Origin of the sequence: Lactonifactor sp. BIOML-A5 (assembly GCF_009677585.1) — a bacterium.
Lineage (GTDB): Bacteria > Bacillota > Clostridia > Lachnospirales > Lachnospiraceae > Lactonifactor.
On the sequence record NZ_WKYV01000005.1, the window covers coordinates 18,698 to 36,005 of the forward strand.

Below are 17,308 nucleotides of genomic sequence, written 5' to 3' on the forward strand. Positions count from 1 at the left end.
AGTCATAATACTAAAAAGACAGGCAGGAGGTAACAGGGAATGAATAAAAAGTGGTATGAAGAGGCAGTATTTTATCATATGTACCCCATCGGGATGACAGGGGCGCCCAGGGAGAACCGAAAGCAGGAGACCGTGCACAGATTCGCACAGCTTATGGAGTGGCTGCCCCACATAGCGGAGATAGGCTGTACGGCTGTGTATATCGGGCCGCTGTTTGAGTCATCCACCCACGGGTATGATACAAAGGATTATAAGCTTGTAGACAGAAGACTGGGGGACAATGAAGATTTCCGGTGTTTTGTAGAAAAGGCGCACAAGCTGGGAATCCGGATCGTTGTGGACGGTGTGTTTAATCATACGGGGAGAGAATTTTTTGCCTTTAGGGATATCCGGGAGAAAAGGGAGGGATCCCCCTATAAAACTTGGTATAAGGGAATTGATTTCGGGGGAAACAATCCCTATAATGACGGCTTCTCCTATGAGGCATGGAGAAACTGCTTTGAGCTTGTGAATCTGAACCCGTGGGAGCCGGAAGTGAGAGAATATCTCCTGGGGGTGATTGACTTCTGGATTGAGACATTTGATATCGACGGGATACGGCTCGACTGTGCGGACTGCCTGGAGTTTACGTTTATGGAGGAGATGCGCAGAAGAACCCAGGAGAAAAAAGAAGATTTCTGGCTTATGGGTGAGGTGATCCATGGGGATTATGGCCGGTATATAGGAGACGGGCAGCGCCTGCTCCACAGCGTCACTAATTATGAGCTGCACAAAGGACTGTACTCCGGGCATAACGATCACAATTATTTTGAGATTGCTCATACCATCCGGAGGGAATTTGATGAAAACGGAGGTATCTACAGGGGAATGAAGCTTTATTCCTTTGTGGATAACCATGATGTAGACCGTATTGCCAGCAAACTCACGGTCAAAGCCCATATGAATCCAGTCTATACACTTCTCTACACACTGCCCGGCATTCCCTCTGTCTATTATGGTTCGGAATGGGGCATTACCGGGAAAAAAGAGGGGCCTGATGACAGTCCTCTGCGCCCCGCGGTGGAACTGGAGAAGGCGCTGGAGGAAAATAGGGACTCCCGAATCCTGGAATGGGTGAGAATCCTGGGCCGTATCCATAAGGAGCATCCATGCCTTGCACTGGGACGGTATCGGGAGCTGGTACTGACTAACCGGCAATATGCGTTTTCCAGAACCTGGGAGGAAGATTTACTGATTGTTGCGGTAAATAACGATGAAAAGGAAGCGTCTGTAAAGATACCTGTTCCTGACGGGGAGAGAAGGTATCAGAATGCGGTTACAAAGGAAGAGATCCCGGTGGAGAACGGAAGTCTGGGCATTACTGTGGAAGCCGCAGGGAGTGTTCTCATTACCTGGCTGGGCGGAGCGTAAGCCTGGGATTAAAGAATAAAAGAAACTAACGGTAAAAGGGGAAAGCTTATGGGTAAAAAATTAGGATTTTCGGATTTGGATGAGTATCTGTTCGGGGAAGGGACACATTATGAGATATACCGTCTGCTGGGCGCCCATCCGACAACAAAGGGTAAGAAAAAAGGTGTTTATTTTGCAGTGTGGGCTCCTCACGCGGCATCTGTAGCTGTGGTGGGGGAGTTTAATGAGTGGGATGAAAAGAAGCATCCCATGAAGCGCAGAAAGAATATGGGCATCTTTGAGCTTTTTATCCCGGACGTTAAGGAGGGAAGCCTTTACAAATACTGTATTACAACAAAAGACGGCGGGCTTCTCTACAAAGCGGATCCCTATGCCAACTGGTCTGAGAAACGTCCGGGAAATGCATCCAGAGTGGCGGATATCAGCAGATTTACATGGGGAGATTCTGTCTGGATGAATAAGCGCCAAAGTTTTGACGCAGATAAAGATCCCATGTCTGTCTATGAAGTGCACCCGGGCTCCTGGATGAAGCACCCTTTTACCGAGGAGAATAAAGAGGGATTCTACAATTACAGGCAGTTTGCCCATGCCCTGGCGGACTATGTAAAAAAGATGGGGTATACTCACGTGGAGCTTATGGGGATAGCAGAACATCCTTTTGACGGCTCCTGGGGGTATCAGGTGACAGGATACTATGCCCCCACATCCCGCTACGGTACGCCCGGGGACTTTAAGTATCTGGTGAACTACCTGCATAAAAATAAGATAGGAGTGATCCTTGACTGGGTGCCTGCCCATTTTCCGAAAGATGCACACGGTCTGGCGGATTTTGACGGCACACCTGTGTATGAGTATGCGGATCCCAGAAAGGGAGAACATCCGGACTGGGGAACAAAAGTCTTTGATTATGGAAAAAATGAAGTGAAGAATTTTCTCATAGCCAATGCGGTCTTCTGGATGGAGGAATATCATATTGACGGACTCCGGGTGGATGCTGTGGCGTCTATGCTGTATCTTGACTACGGGCGTGAGGACGGCCAGTGGGTTCCAAACAAATATGGGGAGAATAAAAATCTGGAGGCCATAGAATTCTTCCGGCATTTGAATTCGGTTGTTCTGGGCAAATATAAAGGTACGGTAATGATTGCCGAGGAATCAACAGCCTGGCCTATGGTGACAGGCAAGCCGGAGGACGGCGGCTTGGGATTCAGCCTGAAGTGGAATATGGGATGGATGCATGATTTCCTGGAATACATGAAGCTGGACCCTTATTTCAGAAAGTTTAACCATTACAAGATGACATTTTCCCTGACGTATGCATACAGTGAGCATTATGTTCTGGTACTCTCCCATGACGAGGTAGTGCATCTGAAGTGCTCCATGATCAATAAGATGCCCGGGGAGGCCAGGGAAAAGTTTGAGAATCTGAAAGCGGGCTACACGTATATGTTCGGACACCCCGGCAAGAAGCTGCTCTTTATGGGCCAGGATTTCGGCCAGCTTCAGGAGTGGAGCGAGGAGCGTGAGCTGGATTGGTATCTGCTTGCAGAGGAAAGTCACCAAAAGCTGCAGGATTACGTAAAGGAATTGCTTCTCCTCTATAAAAAATATCCAGCCCTCTATGCAAATGATCACAATCCCCAGGGGTTTGAGTGGATAAACGCGGATGACGCGGATAAAAGTATCTTTAGCTTTATCAGAAAGTCTCCAACAGGACGGAACAACCTGCTCTTTGTGTGTAATTTTACACCGGTAGAGAGGACGGATTACCGGGTGGGGGTCCCCAAAAGGAAGCAGTATAAGCTTATACTAAACAGTGCAGATCCCAGATTCGGGGGCTCCTATGGGAAGCCCCGGGAGGTATATAAGGCTGTGAAGAAAAACTGGGATAACAGGGAGTTTTCCTTTGGATATGAACTGCCGCCCCTTTCTGTATCGGTATTCTTGTATTAATAGGAGGTGCCCGTATGAATAAAGAAAAATGGACCGCAGCCCTGGTTCAGATGGATTCCCGGGAGGACGAGTCCCGGAATCTGGAAGCGGCTGCCGGGAAAGTCAGAGAGGCAGCCCGGCAGGGCGCGGATCTTGTTATGCTTCCGGAGACGGTGGATTTTATCGGACGTGACATGAGGAGCCATGGAAAGACTGTTCCGGGCCCTGTGACAGAGATGTTCCGGGAATTGGCCAGGGAGAATCACATTTATCTCCACTGCGGCAGTATCACAGAGGCAGCAGGAGAGGAAAAGTGCAGAAATACCAGCCTGCTCTTTGATCCCCGGGGAGAGATTGCCGGAAGATACAGCAAACTGCATATGTTTGATGTGGAGCTTGCAGGGGGAAAAATGATACGGGAGTCTGCTCAGATTGCGGGCGGCAGCCAGGTGGTCCTGTCCAAAACAGAGCTGGGAATGCTGGGGTTTGGCATCTGCTATGATATTCGATTCCCCGAGATTTTCAGGATTATGGGAAAGCACCAGGCGCAGGTGATACTGGTGTGCGCCAACTTTACGGACCCTACGGGACAGGCCCACTGGGAGCCTCTTCTGAGAGCCAGAGCCATTGAGAATACCTGTTATATTCTGGCCTGCGGGCAGTGCGGGGAGAAGTGGAATTATACGGCCCATGGAAATTCTATGATTGTGGATCCCTGGGGGCGGATTGTGGTCCGGGCCGATAAAAAGGAACAGATTCTGATGGGCGAAATAGATATGGGACTGGCAGTTAAGACAAGGAGACAGATTCCTTCTCTTGATAATATTAGGCAAGATGTCTATGAATTAGTGGAAAAATCAGTAAAAATCTACTGACAGAAGGGGAAAATCTCTTTGCATTTGCTGGAAAAACAAGGTATAATAACAACGAATAGAGCGATAGAATCGGACAGGAAAGGAGAAATTGGAATGAAAGTATCTAATATTAAGGATATTGAGAAATTTTTCGAAGTAATCGACAGCTGCAGCGGAAAAGTGGAATTAGTTACAGGAGAAGGCGACAGACTCAACCTGAAATCTAAACTTTCCCAGTATGTTTCTCTGGCAAATATTTTCTCCAACGGTGAGATACCTGAATTAGAGCTGGTAGCTTATGAGAAAGAAGATATTGATAAATTACTGAACTTTATGATGAATGGCTGATTAGTGAGGCAGATAAAAAGGCATAATTTAGGGACGGAGGTAATAACCTTCGTCCCCTTTGGCGTTACTTGAATAAAAAGAGAGGTAGAAAAATGACAAAGATTGATATTATTTCGGGATTTTTAGGAGCGGGAAAGACAACATTAATTAAGAAGTTATTGAGTGAAGTATTTGCAGGCCAGCAGGTAGTGCTCATTGAAAATGAATTCGGTGAGATAGGGATCGATGGAGGATTCCTGAAGGAGGCGGGCATTGAGATCCGAGAGATGAATTCAGGCTGCATCTGCTGCTCCCTTGTGGGAGACTTTGGGGCATCATTGAAAGAAGTCATTGAAAAGTACCACCCTGACCGTGTATTGATCGAGCCTTCCGGTGTTGGGAAGCTTTCCGATGTTATAAAAGCTGTTCAGGGTGTGCAGGAGGAAGTAGATATACAGCTTAACAGCTATACCACTATGGTGGATGTATCAAAATGTAAGATCTACATGAAGAACTTCGGTGAATTTTTTAATAATCAAATTCAGTGTGCAGGGGCTATTATATTAAGCAGAACGGACAAGACGCCCCAGGATAAGGTGGTGAAGGCGGTAGAGTTAATCCGTCAGATAAATGATAAATCACCTGTCATTACAACACCTATTACGCAGCTGGAGGGAAGCAAGATCCTGGACGTCATGGAGCATCCCCAGTCGCTGGAGGAAGAGATGCTGAAAGAGGAAGTGTGTCCAGTGTGCCAAGAACATCACGTCCATGAGCACGACCACCACCATGCCCATGGAGATGAATGCTGCGGACATGATCATCATCATGGAGAGGAATGCCAGGGGCACGGGGAACACCACCATGAAGAGGAATGCCAGGGGCACGGACATCACCATCACGGGGAAGAATGTTGCGGACATGACCATCACGATCATGGGGACTGCGGCTGCGGTCATGATCATCACCACCACCATGCAGATGATGTGTTCACCAGCTGGGGCAAAGAGACGGTGAGAACCTACAGCAGAGAAGAGATAAGCGGCATACTGACGAATCTAGAGACAGAGGGTATCAGAGAGGACGGCAGTATTCTCCGGGCCAAGGGAATGGTGGCAGGTACGGATGGCCGGTGGATTTACTTTGATATGGTGCCGGGTGAGCATGAGATCCGTGAGGGTGCGCCTGAGTTTACAGGCAGGATCTGCGTTATCGGCTCTAAGCTCAACGAAGACAAGCTGGAAGAGCTTTTCGGACTGAAAATATGATAGGAGACAAATAAATGGCAGAAATAGATGAAATAGATGAGATTCAGGTTCCTGTCTATTTGATGGCGGGATTCCTGGACAGCGGGAAGAGCACATTTTTAAATTTTACCATTGCACAGGATTATTTTGCCCTGGAGGAGACAACACTTCTTATTCTCTGCGAAGAGGGAGAGGTGGAATACGATCCCCGGGAGCTGAAAAAGTATAATACGGTTATGGAGGTAATAGAAGAACCCCAGGAGCTGACGCCCCAGCGTCTGGCAGCCATGGACATTGCCTGCCGACCGGGGCGGATCGTTATTGAATACAACGGGATGTGGCCGGTGAGCGCTCTGGAGGAGATGGAACTTCCCAGGGGATGGGGCATCGTCCAGCATATTACAACAGTGGACGCCAGTACCTTTCAGGTCTATATGAACAATATGAAATCCCTGTTTATGGAAATGGTAAGAGGCGCGGATCTGGTGATTTTTAACCGCTGCGAAAAGGGTCTGCCTCTGGCCACGTTCCGCAGAAGTGTAAAGGTAGTGAATCAGAGCGCGGAGATCATCTTTGAGGACGAACAGGGGGAAATTGAAAATATTTTTGAGGATGAGATGCCTTTTGATCTGGATGCCGATGTGATCTCCATCCGGGAAGAGGATTACGGGATCTGGTATATTGATGCTATGGATCACCCGGAGAGATATAAAGGAAAGACCGTGGAGTTCACAGGCATGGTATTAAAATCAAAAGAGTTTCCGTCTAAGATGTTTGTACCGGGGCGCATGGCCATGACCTGCTGTGCGGATGATACTACCTTTATCGGATATGTATGCAGAAGCCCCTATGCACCCAAGCTGAAGACGGGGCAGTGGGTAAAGGTTACGGCGTCTGTAGGCTACGATTATGTGCGCGCTTACCATGGGGAGGGCCCTGTGCTTGAGGCGAAATCGGTAGAGCTGACAGAGCCCCTCGAGGAGGAATTGGTATATTTCAATTAAGGAAAAGACAGGAGAAAATTATGTATCTGATTGTTGGCCTGGGGAATCCCTCAAAGGAATATGAAAGGACCAGACATAATGTAGGGTTTGATACCGTGGATGAACTGATAGAGAGGCATAATATCCCACAATCCGGGGTAAAGCATAAAGCCATGTTCGGCAAAGGGGTGATCGACGGACAGAAGGTCATAGTGGCCAAGCCTCTCACATTTATGAATCTCAGCGGCGAAGCGGTGAGGGCTATGGCGGATTACTATAAGATAGATCCGGAGACCCAGCTGATTATAATCTATGATGATATCGATCTGGAGCCCGGACAGGTCAGGATCCGGAAAAAGGGGAGTGCAGGGGGACATAATGGAATCAAAAGCATTATCTCTCACCTGGGAACGCAGAATTTTTACCGGATTAAAATCGGTGTTGGGGCCAAACCGAAGGGCTGGGATCTCGCAGATCATGTGTTAAGCCGTTTCTCAGCCGGGGACAGGAAGCTGGTAGATGATGCCATTGAGAGGGCGGCGGCGGCAGTTTCCGTTATTTTATCGGAAGATATCGAAGCCGCTATGAATATATATAATAGAAAGGCAGAATAATTGACCTTTTTAAGGAGATAGATATGGAGGCTTTTATAAGACCGCTGGAGGAGCTGAGCGATTACCAGGCGCTCCGGGGAAGACTGAAAGGAAACCGCGGAATTCTGCAGCTTTCCGGATGCATTGATTCTCAGAAGGCTCATGTAATGTACGCCATGTCCCGGAATTTCCGCAATTGCCTGATCATCACAGAGAATGATCTGAAAGCAAAAGAAATATATGAGGACTACCGCTTTTACGACAGGGAGGCGCTGCTGTATCCTGCGAAGGACCTGATATTTTTCCAGGCGGATATTCACGGGAATCTGCTTACCAGGGAGAGAATGAAAGCTGTGGCTGCCCTTCTTGAGAAGAAGGGAGTCACTGTTATAACCAGTATAGGGGGCTGCATGGACTATCTGCTTCCCCTGGAGACCATCGGCAGGCGGGTGCTGCGGTTTCGCAATGACAGTGAAATTGATATAGACAAGTTAAAAAAAGATCTGATTGGTTTGGGATATGAGAGAAGTGCACAGGTAGAGGCAGCCGGGCAGTTCTCTGTTCGTGGTGGAATTATAGATATTTTTCCTCTTACGGAGGAGAACCCCTGGAGGATCGAGCTTTGGGGAGACGAGATAGACTCCATCAGGAGTTTTGAGGCCGAGAGCCAGAGATCCATAGAAAACCTGGAGGAGATAGCCATTTACCCGGCGTCCGAGATTGTGCTGGATGAGGACTCAGCGGAGAAGGGAATCAAGGCCATTGAGAAAGAGATGAAGTCCTATGTGAAGAGACTCAGGGATAAGTTTCTGACGGAGGAGGCTGCACGGGTAAAAGGCTCTGTGGAGGAAGTACTGGAGAATCTGAGGGAATTTGAGAACCTTCAGGCGGCCGAGCACTTTATCCACTATTTTTATGATGAGCTGGTTTCCCTTCCGGATTATTTTGATCCGGAGGATACCCTTTTCTTTCTGGATGAGCCGAATCATCTTCTGGACAAGGGGGAGGTGATTGAAGAGGAATTCCGGGAGAGTATGCAGAACCGCCTGGAGAAGGGATATCTTCTCCCCAGTCAGGCCAGGCTGATTACCGGGTACAGGGATACCGTCAATACACTGAACCACAAGAACTGTGTTTCTGTCTGCACCATTGACCACAAGCAGGCTGACTGGAAGATAAACGGTAAGTACAGCATTGTGACAAAATCAGTAAATTCTTACAACAACAGCTTTGAGCTTCTGGTAAAGGATCTGAAGCAGTGGAAAAAGGGCGGCTATCGGGTGGCCCTTCTCTCAGGTTCCCGTACCAGGGCGGCCAGGCTGGCGGAGGATCTCCGGGAGGAGGGACTGAACAGCTTCTATTCAGACGATACGGAAAGAGAGATTCAGCCAGGGGAAATTATGGTGGTATACGGACACGCCCACAGGGGATTTGCATACCCTATGGTAAAGTTTGTTATTATAACAGAGACCGACATATTCGGCAAGGAAAAGAAAAAGCGCAGGAAGAAAACCGAGTACAGCGGGAAAAAGATCCAGAGCTTCACAGAGCTTAATGTGGGGGACTATGTTGTCCATGAGAATCATGGGCTGGGGGTTTACCGGGGAATTGAAAAGGTGGAAGTGGAGAATGTAGTCAAGGATTACATTAAGATCGAATATGCCGGCAGAAGTAATCTCTATGTGCTTGCAACCCAGCTGGATATTCTCCAGAAATACGCCGGCGCAGATGCGAAAAAGCCCAAACTGAATAAACTGGGGGGCCAGGAGTGGAAGAAGACTAAGACAAGAGTCCGGGGGGCAGTGCAGAACATTGCCCGGGATCTGGTGGATTTGTATGCGGTCAGGCAGTCCCAGGAAGGATACGCATACGGGAAGGACACGGTCTGGCAGAGAGAATTTGAGGAAATGTTTCCCTTTGAGGAGACAGAGGACCAGCTGTTAGCCATTGATGCCACAAAGCAGGATATGGAGAGCCACAAAATCATGGACCGCCTCATCTGCGGGGATGTGGGGTACGGAAAAACAGAGATTGCCATCCGGGCTGCCTTTAAAGCCATACAGGAGGGGAAACAGGTGGTATATCTGGTGCCCACAACCATTCTGGCGCAGCAGCACTATAATACCTTTGTGCAGAGGATGAAGGATTTCCCGGTACGGGTGGATCTGCTCTGCCGTTTCAACACCCAGGCGCAGCAGAAGAAGACTGTGACAGATCTGGAAAAGGGCTGGGTGGATATTGTCATAGGGACGCACAGGGTACTGTCAAAGGATGTAAAGTTCAAGGATCTGGGCCTTCTGATCATCGATGAAGAGCAGCGCTTCGGCGTTACCCACAAGGAAAAGATAAAGCAGCTCAAAAAAAATGTGGATGTTCTTACACTTACAGCTACCCCTATTCCCAGGACTCTGCATATGAGCCTTATCGGAATCCGGGATATGAGTGTTCTGGAGGAGCCGCCTATGGATCGGATGCCTATACAGACCTATATTATGGAATACAATGATGAGATGGTGAGAGAGGCAATCAGCCGGGAGATGGCCAGGGGCGGCCAGGTTTATTATGTGTATAACAGAGTAAAGCAGATTGACGAGATTACCAATCAGATTGCAAAGCTGGTTCCGGAGGCAAATGTTGCCTTTGCCCACGGACAGATGAACGAGCGGGAACTGGAAAAAATCATGTATGGATTTATTAACGGGGAGATTGATGTTCTGGTATCCACTACTATCATTGAGACCGGACTGGATATCTCCAATGTGAATACAATGGTGATACATGACGCGGACCAGCTCGGGCTTTCACAGCTGTATCAGCTGCGGGGCCGGGTGGGAAGGTCAAACCGTACCGCCTATGCTTTTTTAATGTATAAAAGGAACAAAATGCTAAAGGAAGTGGCTGAGAAGAGGCTTCATGCTATCCGGGAATTTACAGAGCTGGGAAGCGGGTTCAAGATTGCCATGAGGGATCTGGAGCTTAGGGGAGCCGGAAATCTTCTGGGCGCGGAGCAGCACGGCCATATGGAAGCTGTGGGCTATGACCTGTACTGCAAAATGCTCAATGAGGCTGTAAAAGAGGCCAAGGGAATACCTGTACAGGAAGATTTTGAAACCACCATAGATCTGGAGCTGGACGCCTTTATTCCGGAGCGGTATATTCCTAATGAATATCAAAAACTGGATATCTACAAAAGGATAGCAGGGATTGAGAATCAGGAAGAGTATGAGGATATGCTGGAAGAATTGCTGGATCGGTTTGGGGAGCTTCCTAAGTCTGTACAAAATCTCCTTTCTATCGCTAATCTGAAGGCAATGGCCCATAAAGTCTATATGACGGAGGTAAAGCAGCTGCAGGATATGGTGAAGCTTACTATGTACGAAAAAGCGAAGATCAATCCCCAGGGTATCCCTGCGGTTATCGAAATGTACAGGGATGAACTTCAGTTTAAGGCGGATCCCAGCCCGCACTTTATCTTCCGCCCCAAAAAGAAAAAGACCCGGGATACCGCTGAGATAATCGAAGGGGTGGCAGGACTGCTGAGGGATATGGAGGAGAAGCTGAAAGTTTGAAATATTTGCGAATTCTTTACAAATACCGGGAAAAATCTTGCCTGAACCTGGAAAAGAGTCTATAATGAAAAGGCTGATATGCAAAATAAGCCGATAAGATAACTATGGGAGGAAACCATGAACCGATTAACAAAGACAATGACATGCGGTATGCTTGCAGTTGCCTTGGGCGCCACAAGCCTTGCAGGCTGCGGAAAAGATAGTAAAATTGACGGAACAAAGACAGTTGCGACCTGCAATGGGGAGGAAGTATCTCTTGGAGCGGCAAGCTTTCTCATGCGATATACACAGGCTCAGATGATGAGCTATTACTCCATGTTCGGACAGAGCATGAGCTGGGACAGCGTACAGGATGAGGAGAAAGGTACTACCCTTGGGCAGTCTGCCAAGGATAACCTTATGGACCAGCTGGAGGATATGATGCTTCTGAAAGAGAATGCCAAAGAGTATGAGGTAAGCATTTCGGAGGAAGAACAAAAGGCAATTGAGGAGGCTGCAAAAAGCTTTATCGAGGCTAATGACGAGGAGACTCTGAAGAGCCTGGCAGTCAGCCAGAAGGATATAGAGACAGTGCTGGAGCTTTTCACCATCCAGAATAAAATGTATGAGCCAATGACTGCAGATGTGGACACAAATGTACCGGATGAGGACGCGGCCCAGAAAACAGTTACCTGTGTGAGGGTGTCTGCCGCAGGGACGGAGACGGATGAAGAGGGCAACACCATTGAGCTGACCGAGGAGGAGAAAGCACAAAAGAAGGAACAGGCTCAGCAGGTCCTGGATAAGATCGCAGCATCGGAGGATGTGGCGGGGGCAGATATGGATGCCCTGGCAAAAGAGGTGGATGAAAACCTCTCTGCTACCTCCAGCAGCTATGGAAGCGATGATACTGTTGTAGAAGATGCGATCAAGAAGGCTGCGGAGGGTCTGGAGGACGGACAGCTGGCGCCCGAGGTGGCAGAAGGAGAGAATGCCTATTATGTAGTGCGGCTGGACGCTAATTTCGATCAGGAGGCTACAGACTCAAAAAAGAAGTCTATTGTAGACGAGAGAAAGCAGGAAGCCTATCAGGCAAAGCTGGATGAATGGAGCGAGGCTGCCAAGTTTACGGTGGATGAAAAAGTGTGGGACAAGATAGAAGTCACTGACAGTAATCCTTTTGTATTTAAGCAGCAGGAGACAGACGCAGAAGGTACAGATACTGCAGAGCCTTCCTCTGACGCCCCGGATACTGCGGGTGCGCAGGACAGTGCAGAACAGGGAGAGCAGGCAGAAGAATAGTACTGCGGATAATAGCAGCGAGCCGGGTTAAGAATCCTGGTTCATGGCAAAAAAACGGAGGGTATATCCTGGGATATGCCCTCCGTCTGATCACCAGGGAATCCTGGTGATATTGTATTCAATGTATGGTACATAATCGTAATGACGAATGTATATGCCCCTTACAAGTGTTTGGATACAGCGACAAAGATACGCCTCGTTCTGAAAATAATAATCCGGCGTGTTACGCCTCCTGGTAGTCTACCTGATGCATATGCTGGATCATGCGGAAAATCTGGCTGGTATAGCCCCACTCGTTGTCGTAAAAACAGATAAGCTTGAAGAAATGCCCGTTCACCTGGATTCCCTCTCTGGCATCAAAAATGGAAGCATGGGAATCTCCGATAAAGTCAGAGGATACTACCTCATCGTCTACGTAGTCCAAAATTCCTGCCAGTTCGTTTTCTGTGGATTCTTTTACCCTCTTACAGATATCTTCATAGTTTGTCTCGCTCTTCAACATAACATTAAGGTCGACAATTGAGACATCTGAGGTTGGAACCCGGTATGAGATTCCGGTCATCTTTCCTTTTAAGGAAGGGATGACCTTGGATACTGCCTTCGCGGCGCCCGTACTGGAAGGGATCAGGTTTCCGAACACAGCCCGTCCCGTCCGCCAATCCTTTAGGGAACGGCAGTCTACTACTTTTTGTTTCGCGGTAGCAGCGTGAATGGTTGACATAAGGCCCTGCTCAATCCCATAGTGATCTTCAAGCACTTTGCAGATTGGAGCAAGACAGTTGGTGGTACAGGAAGCATTGGATACAACGTTCATATCCCTGGTATAGTCTGCGTGATTGATACCCATAACAAAGGTAGGAGTCTCTTCATCTTTCGCCGGAGCTGATATAATAACCTTTTTTGCGCCTGCATCAATGTGTCCCATTGCCTTTGCGGTGGTGCAGAAGGCCCCGGTGGCGTCGATAATATACTCTGCGCCGCATGAGTCCCACGGGATAAGAGATGCATCACTTTCTGAAAAGACAGGGATTTTCTTTCCGTTTACGATAATCCCCCCATCGCAGGTGGAAAGCTCTCCCCGGAAACGCCCGAATATGGTATCGTATCGGATCATATATACCATATAATCCAGATCTGCGTTGCGGACATTGATTCCGCACAGGTGGAATGTTTCGGGTTGACTGATGGCTATACGGAATGAAACCCTCCCAATACGTCCAAATCCGTTTATGCCAATGTTAATCGCCATTATTTGAATACCTCCTCATAAGATACATTGCCGTGCAGCAGTTCAGGCACGGCTGACCCGGGGCACGTGCAGCCCTTCGGGTATATATTAGTTTTTGCACTGCTCCTTCTTTGTTATGACAGCTATATTCCTGTACCAAGCGATTTTCTTTGTTCTCTGCAATCCAGTGTTAGTTTATCATGTCTGCCAGAGGAATACTATAGAGCGGGAAGTAATTAAAGTTTTAACGTGAAAGTACAGGATGTTGTACAAATGAATTCGGTTTTATGCCCGGTTAACAGGGGATAATTTGAGGATATTGTACAAAAAGCGCTGAGAAATACAAAGATTATTGATAAAATGTTCACAGAATGTTCAAAAAGTTCACAGATAAGACTTCTTTATAAGGTATTCTATTAAGAAGCAGCAGAAAGGAGAGATGAATATGCCGCATATTATCGTGCAGATGTTCCCTGGAAGGGATGAAGCGTCTAAAAAGGAATTGGCAGAAAAACTGGCAGGGCTCACCGCGGAGACCCTGGGGCTTTCTCAGAGTGCCGTCTCTGTCACCGTGGAGGAGGTGGCCAGAGAAGAATGGAAGGACAGGGTGTACCGCAAGCTCCGGGAAGACAAAAATCTTTTGGTTCCTCCGGGCTATGAGATGTAGGAGCGCAGGGTACATATGTATACGAAAGATGATTGGTGCAGGATAGATGGGGATTAGTATTGTAATAATGGAACAGATGATCCAGCTTTTTTTGATAATGGTGATGGGGGGAGTCATTGTTAAAACTGGAGTCTTAAAGGGGCAGGACAGCCATATTCTGTCGGCAGTGACACTGTATCTCATAACGCCCTGTGTGATTTTGGAGGCATTTCAGGTGGACTATACCCCCCGGGTAAGGAACGGGCTTTTGTTGGCTCTGGGGGCAGCTGTCATTATACACATACTAATCCTGCTGTCCCTCCCGGCACTTGGGAGGATATTCCGGCTGGACGCGGTGGAGAAGGCGTCTATAGCCTATTCTAACTCAGGAAATCTGATCATCCCTCTGGTGACAGCCGCCTTGGGGAAAGAGTGGGTGATTTATTCCAGCGCATTTATGTCCGTGCAGCTGTTCTTTATGTGGAGTCACGGAAAAATGCTTCTCTGCGGGGAGAAGAAGATAGCGTTAAGGAAGATATTCTCTAATATAAATATGATTGCTGTTTTAGCCGGAGCTGTACTTTTTATATCCGGATGCAGGCTTCCTTCTCTGGTCCGGGGCGCCATGGACTCTGCAGGAAAGATGATAGGACCCATGTCTATGCTGATAGCCGGAATGCTGATAGGAGATATGAGTCTGAAAAAAGTATTCTCCTACCGCAGGCTGGGGCTGGTTACATTTCTGCGGATGATTGTATTTCCCGCCCTTTCCCTGGTAATACTAAAATACAGCCCACTGGCCGGGCTCACAGAAGACGGGTTTACAATACTTTTGATTACACTACTGGCGGTTGTCACACCAACGGCTTCCTCCATCACACAGATGTCTCAGATATACGGAAAGAATGCGGAGTATGCCAGTGTAATCAATGCTGCAACATCTGTGGTCTGTATGGTCACCATGCCTCTTATGGTTTTTTTGTACCAGTTATAACACGACGTTCCCCAGACAGCGGTGTGTGAACAGCGACTGCTATGGGGTGGGGGCTGCGGCCGGAGAGAAAGGGATTGACTTTAAGAAAAAAATATGCTAATATTCCATCAATAGCAAAAGGCGTTGAGAAGAGATAGTAAGTATCCTGAATACTTCAGAGAGAAGCCGGACGGTGCAAGGCTTTGTGGAGGGGTGCTGAACCGGTCTTTGAGCCGCAGGCCGAAAAGAGATGAGTAGGCCCCGCCGGAGTTCCACCGTTACAGGGAAAGAGTATCAGACACAGGATGTGTTACGTACTCGCAGAGAGCAGAATGTAAGTTCTGAAGTTAGGTGGTACCACGGATAATGTATTTATTCGCCCTAAACCGGAGATTTCCGGTTAGGGCGTTTTTTGCTTTATGACGCGTTCCGGTGCGCGTGTTCAGCCTGCCGGACTCATTTTATGATAATATTTTAAGGAGGAATCACATTATGAAGATGGAAAGAATAGTAGGAGAGCGTTTTAAGGAGCGTCCTGCGGACTGTGTCATTGACAGCCATGCCCTAATGATCCGGGGCGGTTATATGAAATATGTGGCCAACGGTATCTACTCTCAGTATGCCCCTTTGAAGAGGATCTGCAGGAAGATCGAGCAGATTATCAGGGAGGAGATGGATGCCATAGACGGACAGGAGGTGCAGTTTCCCGTAGCGCTTCCCGCCAGTTTGTGGGAAGAGACAGGCAGATATGAGAGCGTTGGAAACGAACTGCTCCGCTTTAAAGACAGGAACGGCAGCAAAATGGTTCTGGGCATGACACACGAGGAGGCTGCGGTTCATCTGGTAAAAGAATACGGGCAGACCTATGCCAAGTATCCGTTCATGATTTACCAGATTCAGACTAAATTCAGGGATGAGGCCCGTCCGAGAGCCGGACTTATCCGTGTCCGGGAATTTACTATGAAGGATGCCTATTCCTTCCATACGTCTCAGGAGGATCTGGAAGAATACTATGAGAGATGCTATAAGGCCTACGAGCGGATCTTCGCAAGGGCCGGCATTCCTGAGACCATAGCAGTGGCTTCCGATTCCGGTATGATGGGAGGCAGTCTGTCCCATGAATTCATGCTTCTGACTCCCGTGGGGGAAGACTCCATTGCCATCTGTCCGGAGTGCGGGTACAGGGCGAACGTGGAGATGGCAGAGAGCATCATTGAGAATGAAAAGGATGCAGTCCAGGAAGAACTGAAGCTGGTCCACACACCTGATATTCACACGATAGAAGATGTGTGCAGATTCCTGGGAACACCGGAGGATAAGTCCTGCAAAGCCGTTGTGTACCAGAAGAATGCCACGGATGAGTTTGTGGTGATCTTTATCCGGGGCGATCTGGATGTAAATGAGACTAAGGTAACCAATTTCCTGAAAGAAGAGATACATCCCGGGGAGATTACAGAGGGATGCGGCCTTCTGGCCGGATATATCGGACCTTATAATCTGCCGGATCATATAACTGTGCTCTATGACAGTTCCCTGAAGGGCGCCACCAATCTTTCCTGCGGAGGGAACAAGGAAGAATACCACTATACAGGGCTGTGTATGGAAAGAGATCTGCCGGAAGCGGAATATCATGACTTTGCCAAGATTAAAGAGGGGGGGATCTGCCCCCAGTGCAAAAAGCCTGCAGTTAAGGTGTCCAGAGGCATTGAAGTGGGAAATATCTTCCAGCTGGGAACCAAGTACTCCAAGAGTATGGAGATGAAATATCTGGATAAAGACGGGACAGAAAAGTATCCAATCATGGGATGTTACGGGATTGGCGTGGGAAGACTGGCGGCCTCTGTCTGTGAGGCACACCATGATGAATACGGCCCCATCTGGCCTATGTCCATTGCTCCATGGCAGGTACATCTGTGCTGTGTCAGACCGGACAATGAGGAAGTAAAGGGATATGCGGATAAATTATATGAGGAACTGCAGAGCCAGGGCATAGAAGTTCTGTATGACGACAGAAAAGTAAGCGCCGGTGTTATGTTCTCAGATGCGGATCTTATGGGGATACCTGTAAGGGTGATTGCCAGCCCCAGGAATATGAAGGAGGGCTGCTGTGAGATTGTAAGCAGAGACAAGAGCATCCAGAAGAAGGCCGGGCTGGATCAGGTGTGCAGTGAAGTAAAACTGCTTGTGGAAGAGATGATGAGATAAATTCTGCAGAAAGAAAGGGGGGGCCGGGAATGCCGGCCCCCCTTCTTTTCTGTTGACAGA

The 17,308-nt window shown here is 48.2% G+C and carries 13 protein-coding genes and 1 other annotated feature; of the genes, 12 read left to right on the forward strand and 1 reads right to left on the reverse strand.

From position 1 onward, the window contains the following. Positions 1-39 precede the first annotated feature (39 nt). From GKG41_RS04895 to GKG41_RS04935, 9 genes are all read left to right on the forward strand, one after another. Positions 40-1,410, forward strand: coding sequence for an alpha-amylase family glycosyl hydrolase (locus tag GKG41_RS04895; protein WP_154257453.1), 1,371 nt, complete (start codon positions 40-42; stop codon positions 1,408-1,410). 48 nt (positions 1,411-1,458) lie between these two features. Continuing rightward, the gene (gene glgB, locus GKG41_RS04900) at positions 1,459-3,363 is read left to right on the forward strand and encodes a 1,4-alpha-glucan branching protein GlgB (protein WP_154257454.1); all 1,905 of its coding nucleotides are present in this window, start codon (positions 1,459-1,461) and stop codon (positions 3,361-3,363) included. 14 nt (positions 3,364-3,377) lie between these two features. Continuing rightward, entirely contained in the window at positions 3,378-4,217 is an 840-nt protein-coding gene (locus GKG41_RS04905; RefSeq protein WP_154257455.1) for a carbon-nitrogen hydrolase family protein, read from the forward strand. 93 nt (positions 4,218-4,310) lie between these two features. Beyond that, the gene (locus tag GKG41_RS04910) at positions 4,311-4,544 is read left to right on the forward strand and encodes a polya polymerase (RefSeq protein WP_072854585.1); all 234 of its coding nucleotides are present in this window, start codon (positions 4,311-4,313) and stop codon (positions 4,542-4,544) included. 92 nt (positions 4,545-4,636) lie between these two features. After that, entirely contained in the window at positions 4,637-5,791 is a 1,155-nt protein-coding gene (locus GKG41_RS04915) for a GTP-binding protein (protein ID WP_154257456.1), read from the forward strand. A gap of 14 nt (positions 5,792-5,805) precedes the next feature. Continuing rightward, complete coding sequence (locus GKG41_RS04920; RefSeq protein WP_154257457.1) at positions 5,806-6,774, forward strand: GTP-binding protein; 969 nt, start codon at positions 5,806-5,808, stop codon at positions 6,772-6,774. A gap of 20 nt (positions 6,775-6,794) precedes the next feature. Continuing rightward, positions 6,795-7,367: an aminoacyl-tRNA hydrolase gene (gene pth / locus GKG41_RS04925; RefSeq protein ID WP_154257458.1), complete on the forward strand. Its 573-nt coding sequence runs from the start codon at positions 6,795-6,797 to the stop codon at positions 7,365-7,367. 23 nt (positions 7,368-7,390) lie between these two features. Next, positions 7,391-10,915, forward strand: coding sequence for a transcription-repair coupling factor (gene mfd / locus GKG41_RS04930; RefSeq protein ID WP_154257459.1), 3,525 nt, complete (start codon positions 7,391-7,393; stop codon positions 10,913-10,915). Between the two features lie 117 nt (positions 10,916-11,032). Further along, the gene (locus tag GKG41_RS04935; protein WP_194167082.1) at positions 11,033-12,196 is read left to right on the forward strand and encodes a hypothetical protein; all 1,164 of its coding nucleotides are present in this window, start codon (positions 11,033-11,035) and stop codon (positions 12,194-12,196) included. Positions 12,197-12,419: 223 nt separating this feature from the next. On the opposite strand, the gene gap is transcribed toward GKG41_RS04935, so the two are convergent. Then, complete coding sequence (gap, locus tag GKG41_RS04940) at positions 12,420-13,445, reverse strand: type I glyceraldehyde-3-phosphate dehydrogenase (RefSeq protein WP_154257460.1); 1,026 nt, start codon at positions 13,443-13,445, stop codon at positions 12,420-12,422. 424 nt (positions 13,446-13,869) lie between these two features. Here gap and GKG41_RS04945 point away from each other — a divergent pair, with 424 nt between their 5' ends. From GKG41_RS04945 to GKG41_RS04955, 3 genes are all read left to right on the forward strand, one after another. Then, a complete protein-coding gene (locus GKG41_RS04945; RefSeq protein WP_173015514.1) occupies positions 13,870-14,091 on the forward strand; it encodes a 4-oxalocrotonate tautomerase family protein in 222 nt (73 codons plus the stop codon). Positions 14,092-14,137: 46 nt separating this feature from the next. Continuing rightward, positions 14,138-15,064: an AEC family transporter gene (locus GKG41_RS04950; RefSeq protein WP_154257462.1), complete on the forward strand. Its 927-nt coding sequence runs from the start codon at positions 14,138-14,140 to the stop codon at positions 15,062-15,064. A 114-nt stretch (positions 15,065-15,178) separates the two neighbouring features. Then, positions 15,179-15,430 (forward strand) — a binding site (T-box leader). Between the two features lie 105 nt (positions 15,431-15,535). Next, a complete protein-coding gene (locus GKG41_RS04955) occupies positions 15,536-17,248 on the forward strand; it encodes a proline--tRNA ligase (protein WP_154257463.1) in 1,713 nt (570 codons plus the stop codon). Positions 17,249-17,308: the final 60 nt, after the last annotated feature.

Excerpts from the sequence above, each read along its gene's own strand:
- GKG41_RS04895 (WP_154257453.1), top strand. The coding sequence starts at position 40 with ATGAATAAAAAGTGGTATGAAGAGGCAGTATTTTATCATATGTACCCC.
- glgB (WP_154257454.1), top strand. The coding sequence starts at position 1,459 with ATGGGTAAAAAATTAGGATTTTCGGATTTGGATGAGTATCTGTTCGGG.
- GKG41_RS04905 (WP_154257455.1), top strand. The coding sequence starts at position 3,378 with ATGAATAAAGAAAAATGGACCGCAGCCCTGGTTCAGATGGATTCCCGG.
- GKG41_RS04910 (WP_072854585.1), top strand. The coding sequence starts at position 4,311 with ATGAAAGTATCTAATATTAAGGATATTGAGAAATTTTTCGAAGTAATC.
- GKG41_RS04915 (WP_154257456.1), top strand. The coding sequence starts at position 4,637 with ATGACAAAGATTGATATTATTTCGGGATTTTTAGGAGCGGGAAAGACA.
- GKG41_RS04920 (WP_154257457.1), top strand. The coding sequence starts at position 5,806 with ATGGCAGAAATAGATGAAATAGATGAGATTCAGGTTCCTGTCTATTTG.
- pth (WP_154257458.1), top strand. The coding sequence starts at position 6,795 with ATGTATCTGATTGTTGGCCTGGGGAATCCCTCAAAGGAATATGAAAGG.
- mfd (WP_154257459.1), top strand. The coding sequence starts at position 7,391 with ATGGAGGCTTTTATAAGACCGCTGGAGGAGCTGAGCGATTACCAGGCG.
- GKG41_RS04935 (WP_194167082.1), top strand. The coding sequence starts at position 11,033 with ATGAACCGATTAACAAAGACAATGACATGCGGTATGCTTGCAGTTGCC.
- gap (WP_154257460.1), bottom strand. The coding sequence starts at position 13,445 with ATGGCGATTAACATTGGCATAAACGGATTTGGACGTATTGGGAGGGTT.
- GKG41_RS04945 (WP_173015514.1), top strand. The coding sequence starts at position 13,870 with ATGCCGCATATTATCGTGCAGATGTTCCCTGGAAGGGATGAAGCGTCT.
- GKG41_RS04950 (WP_154257462.1), top strand. The coding sequence starts at position 14,138 with ATGGGGATTAGTATTGTAATAATGGAACAGATGATCCAGCTTTTTTTG.
- GKG41_RS04955 (WP_154257463.1), top strand. The coding sequence starts at position 15,536 with ATGAAGATGGAAAGAATAGTAGGAGAGCGTTTTAAGGAGCGTCCTGCG.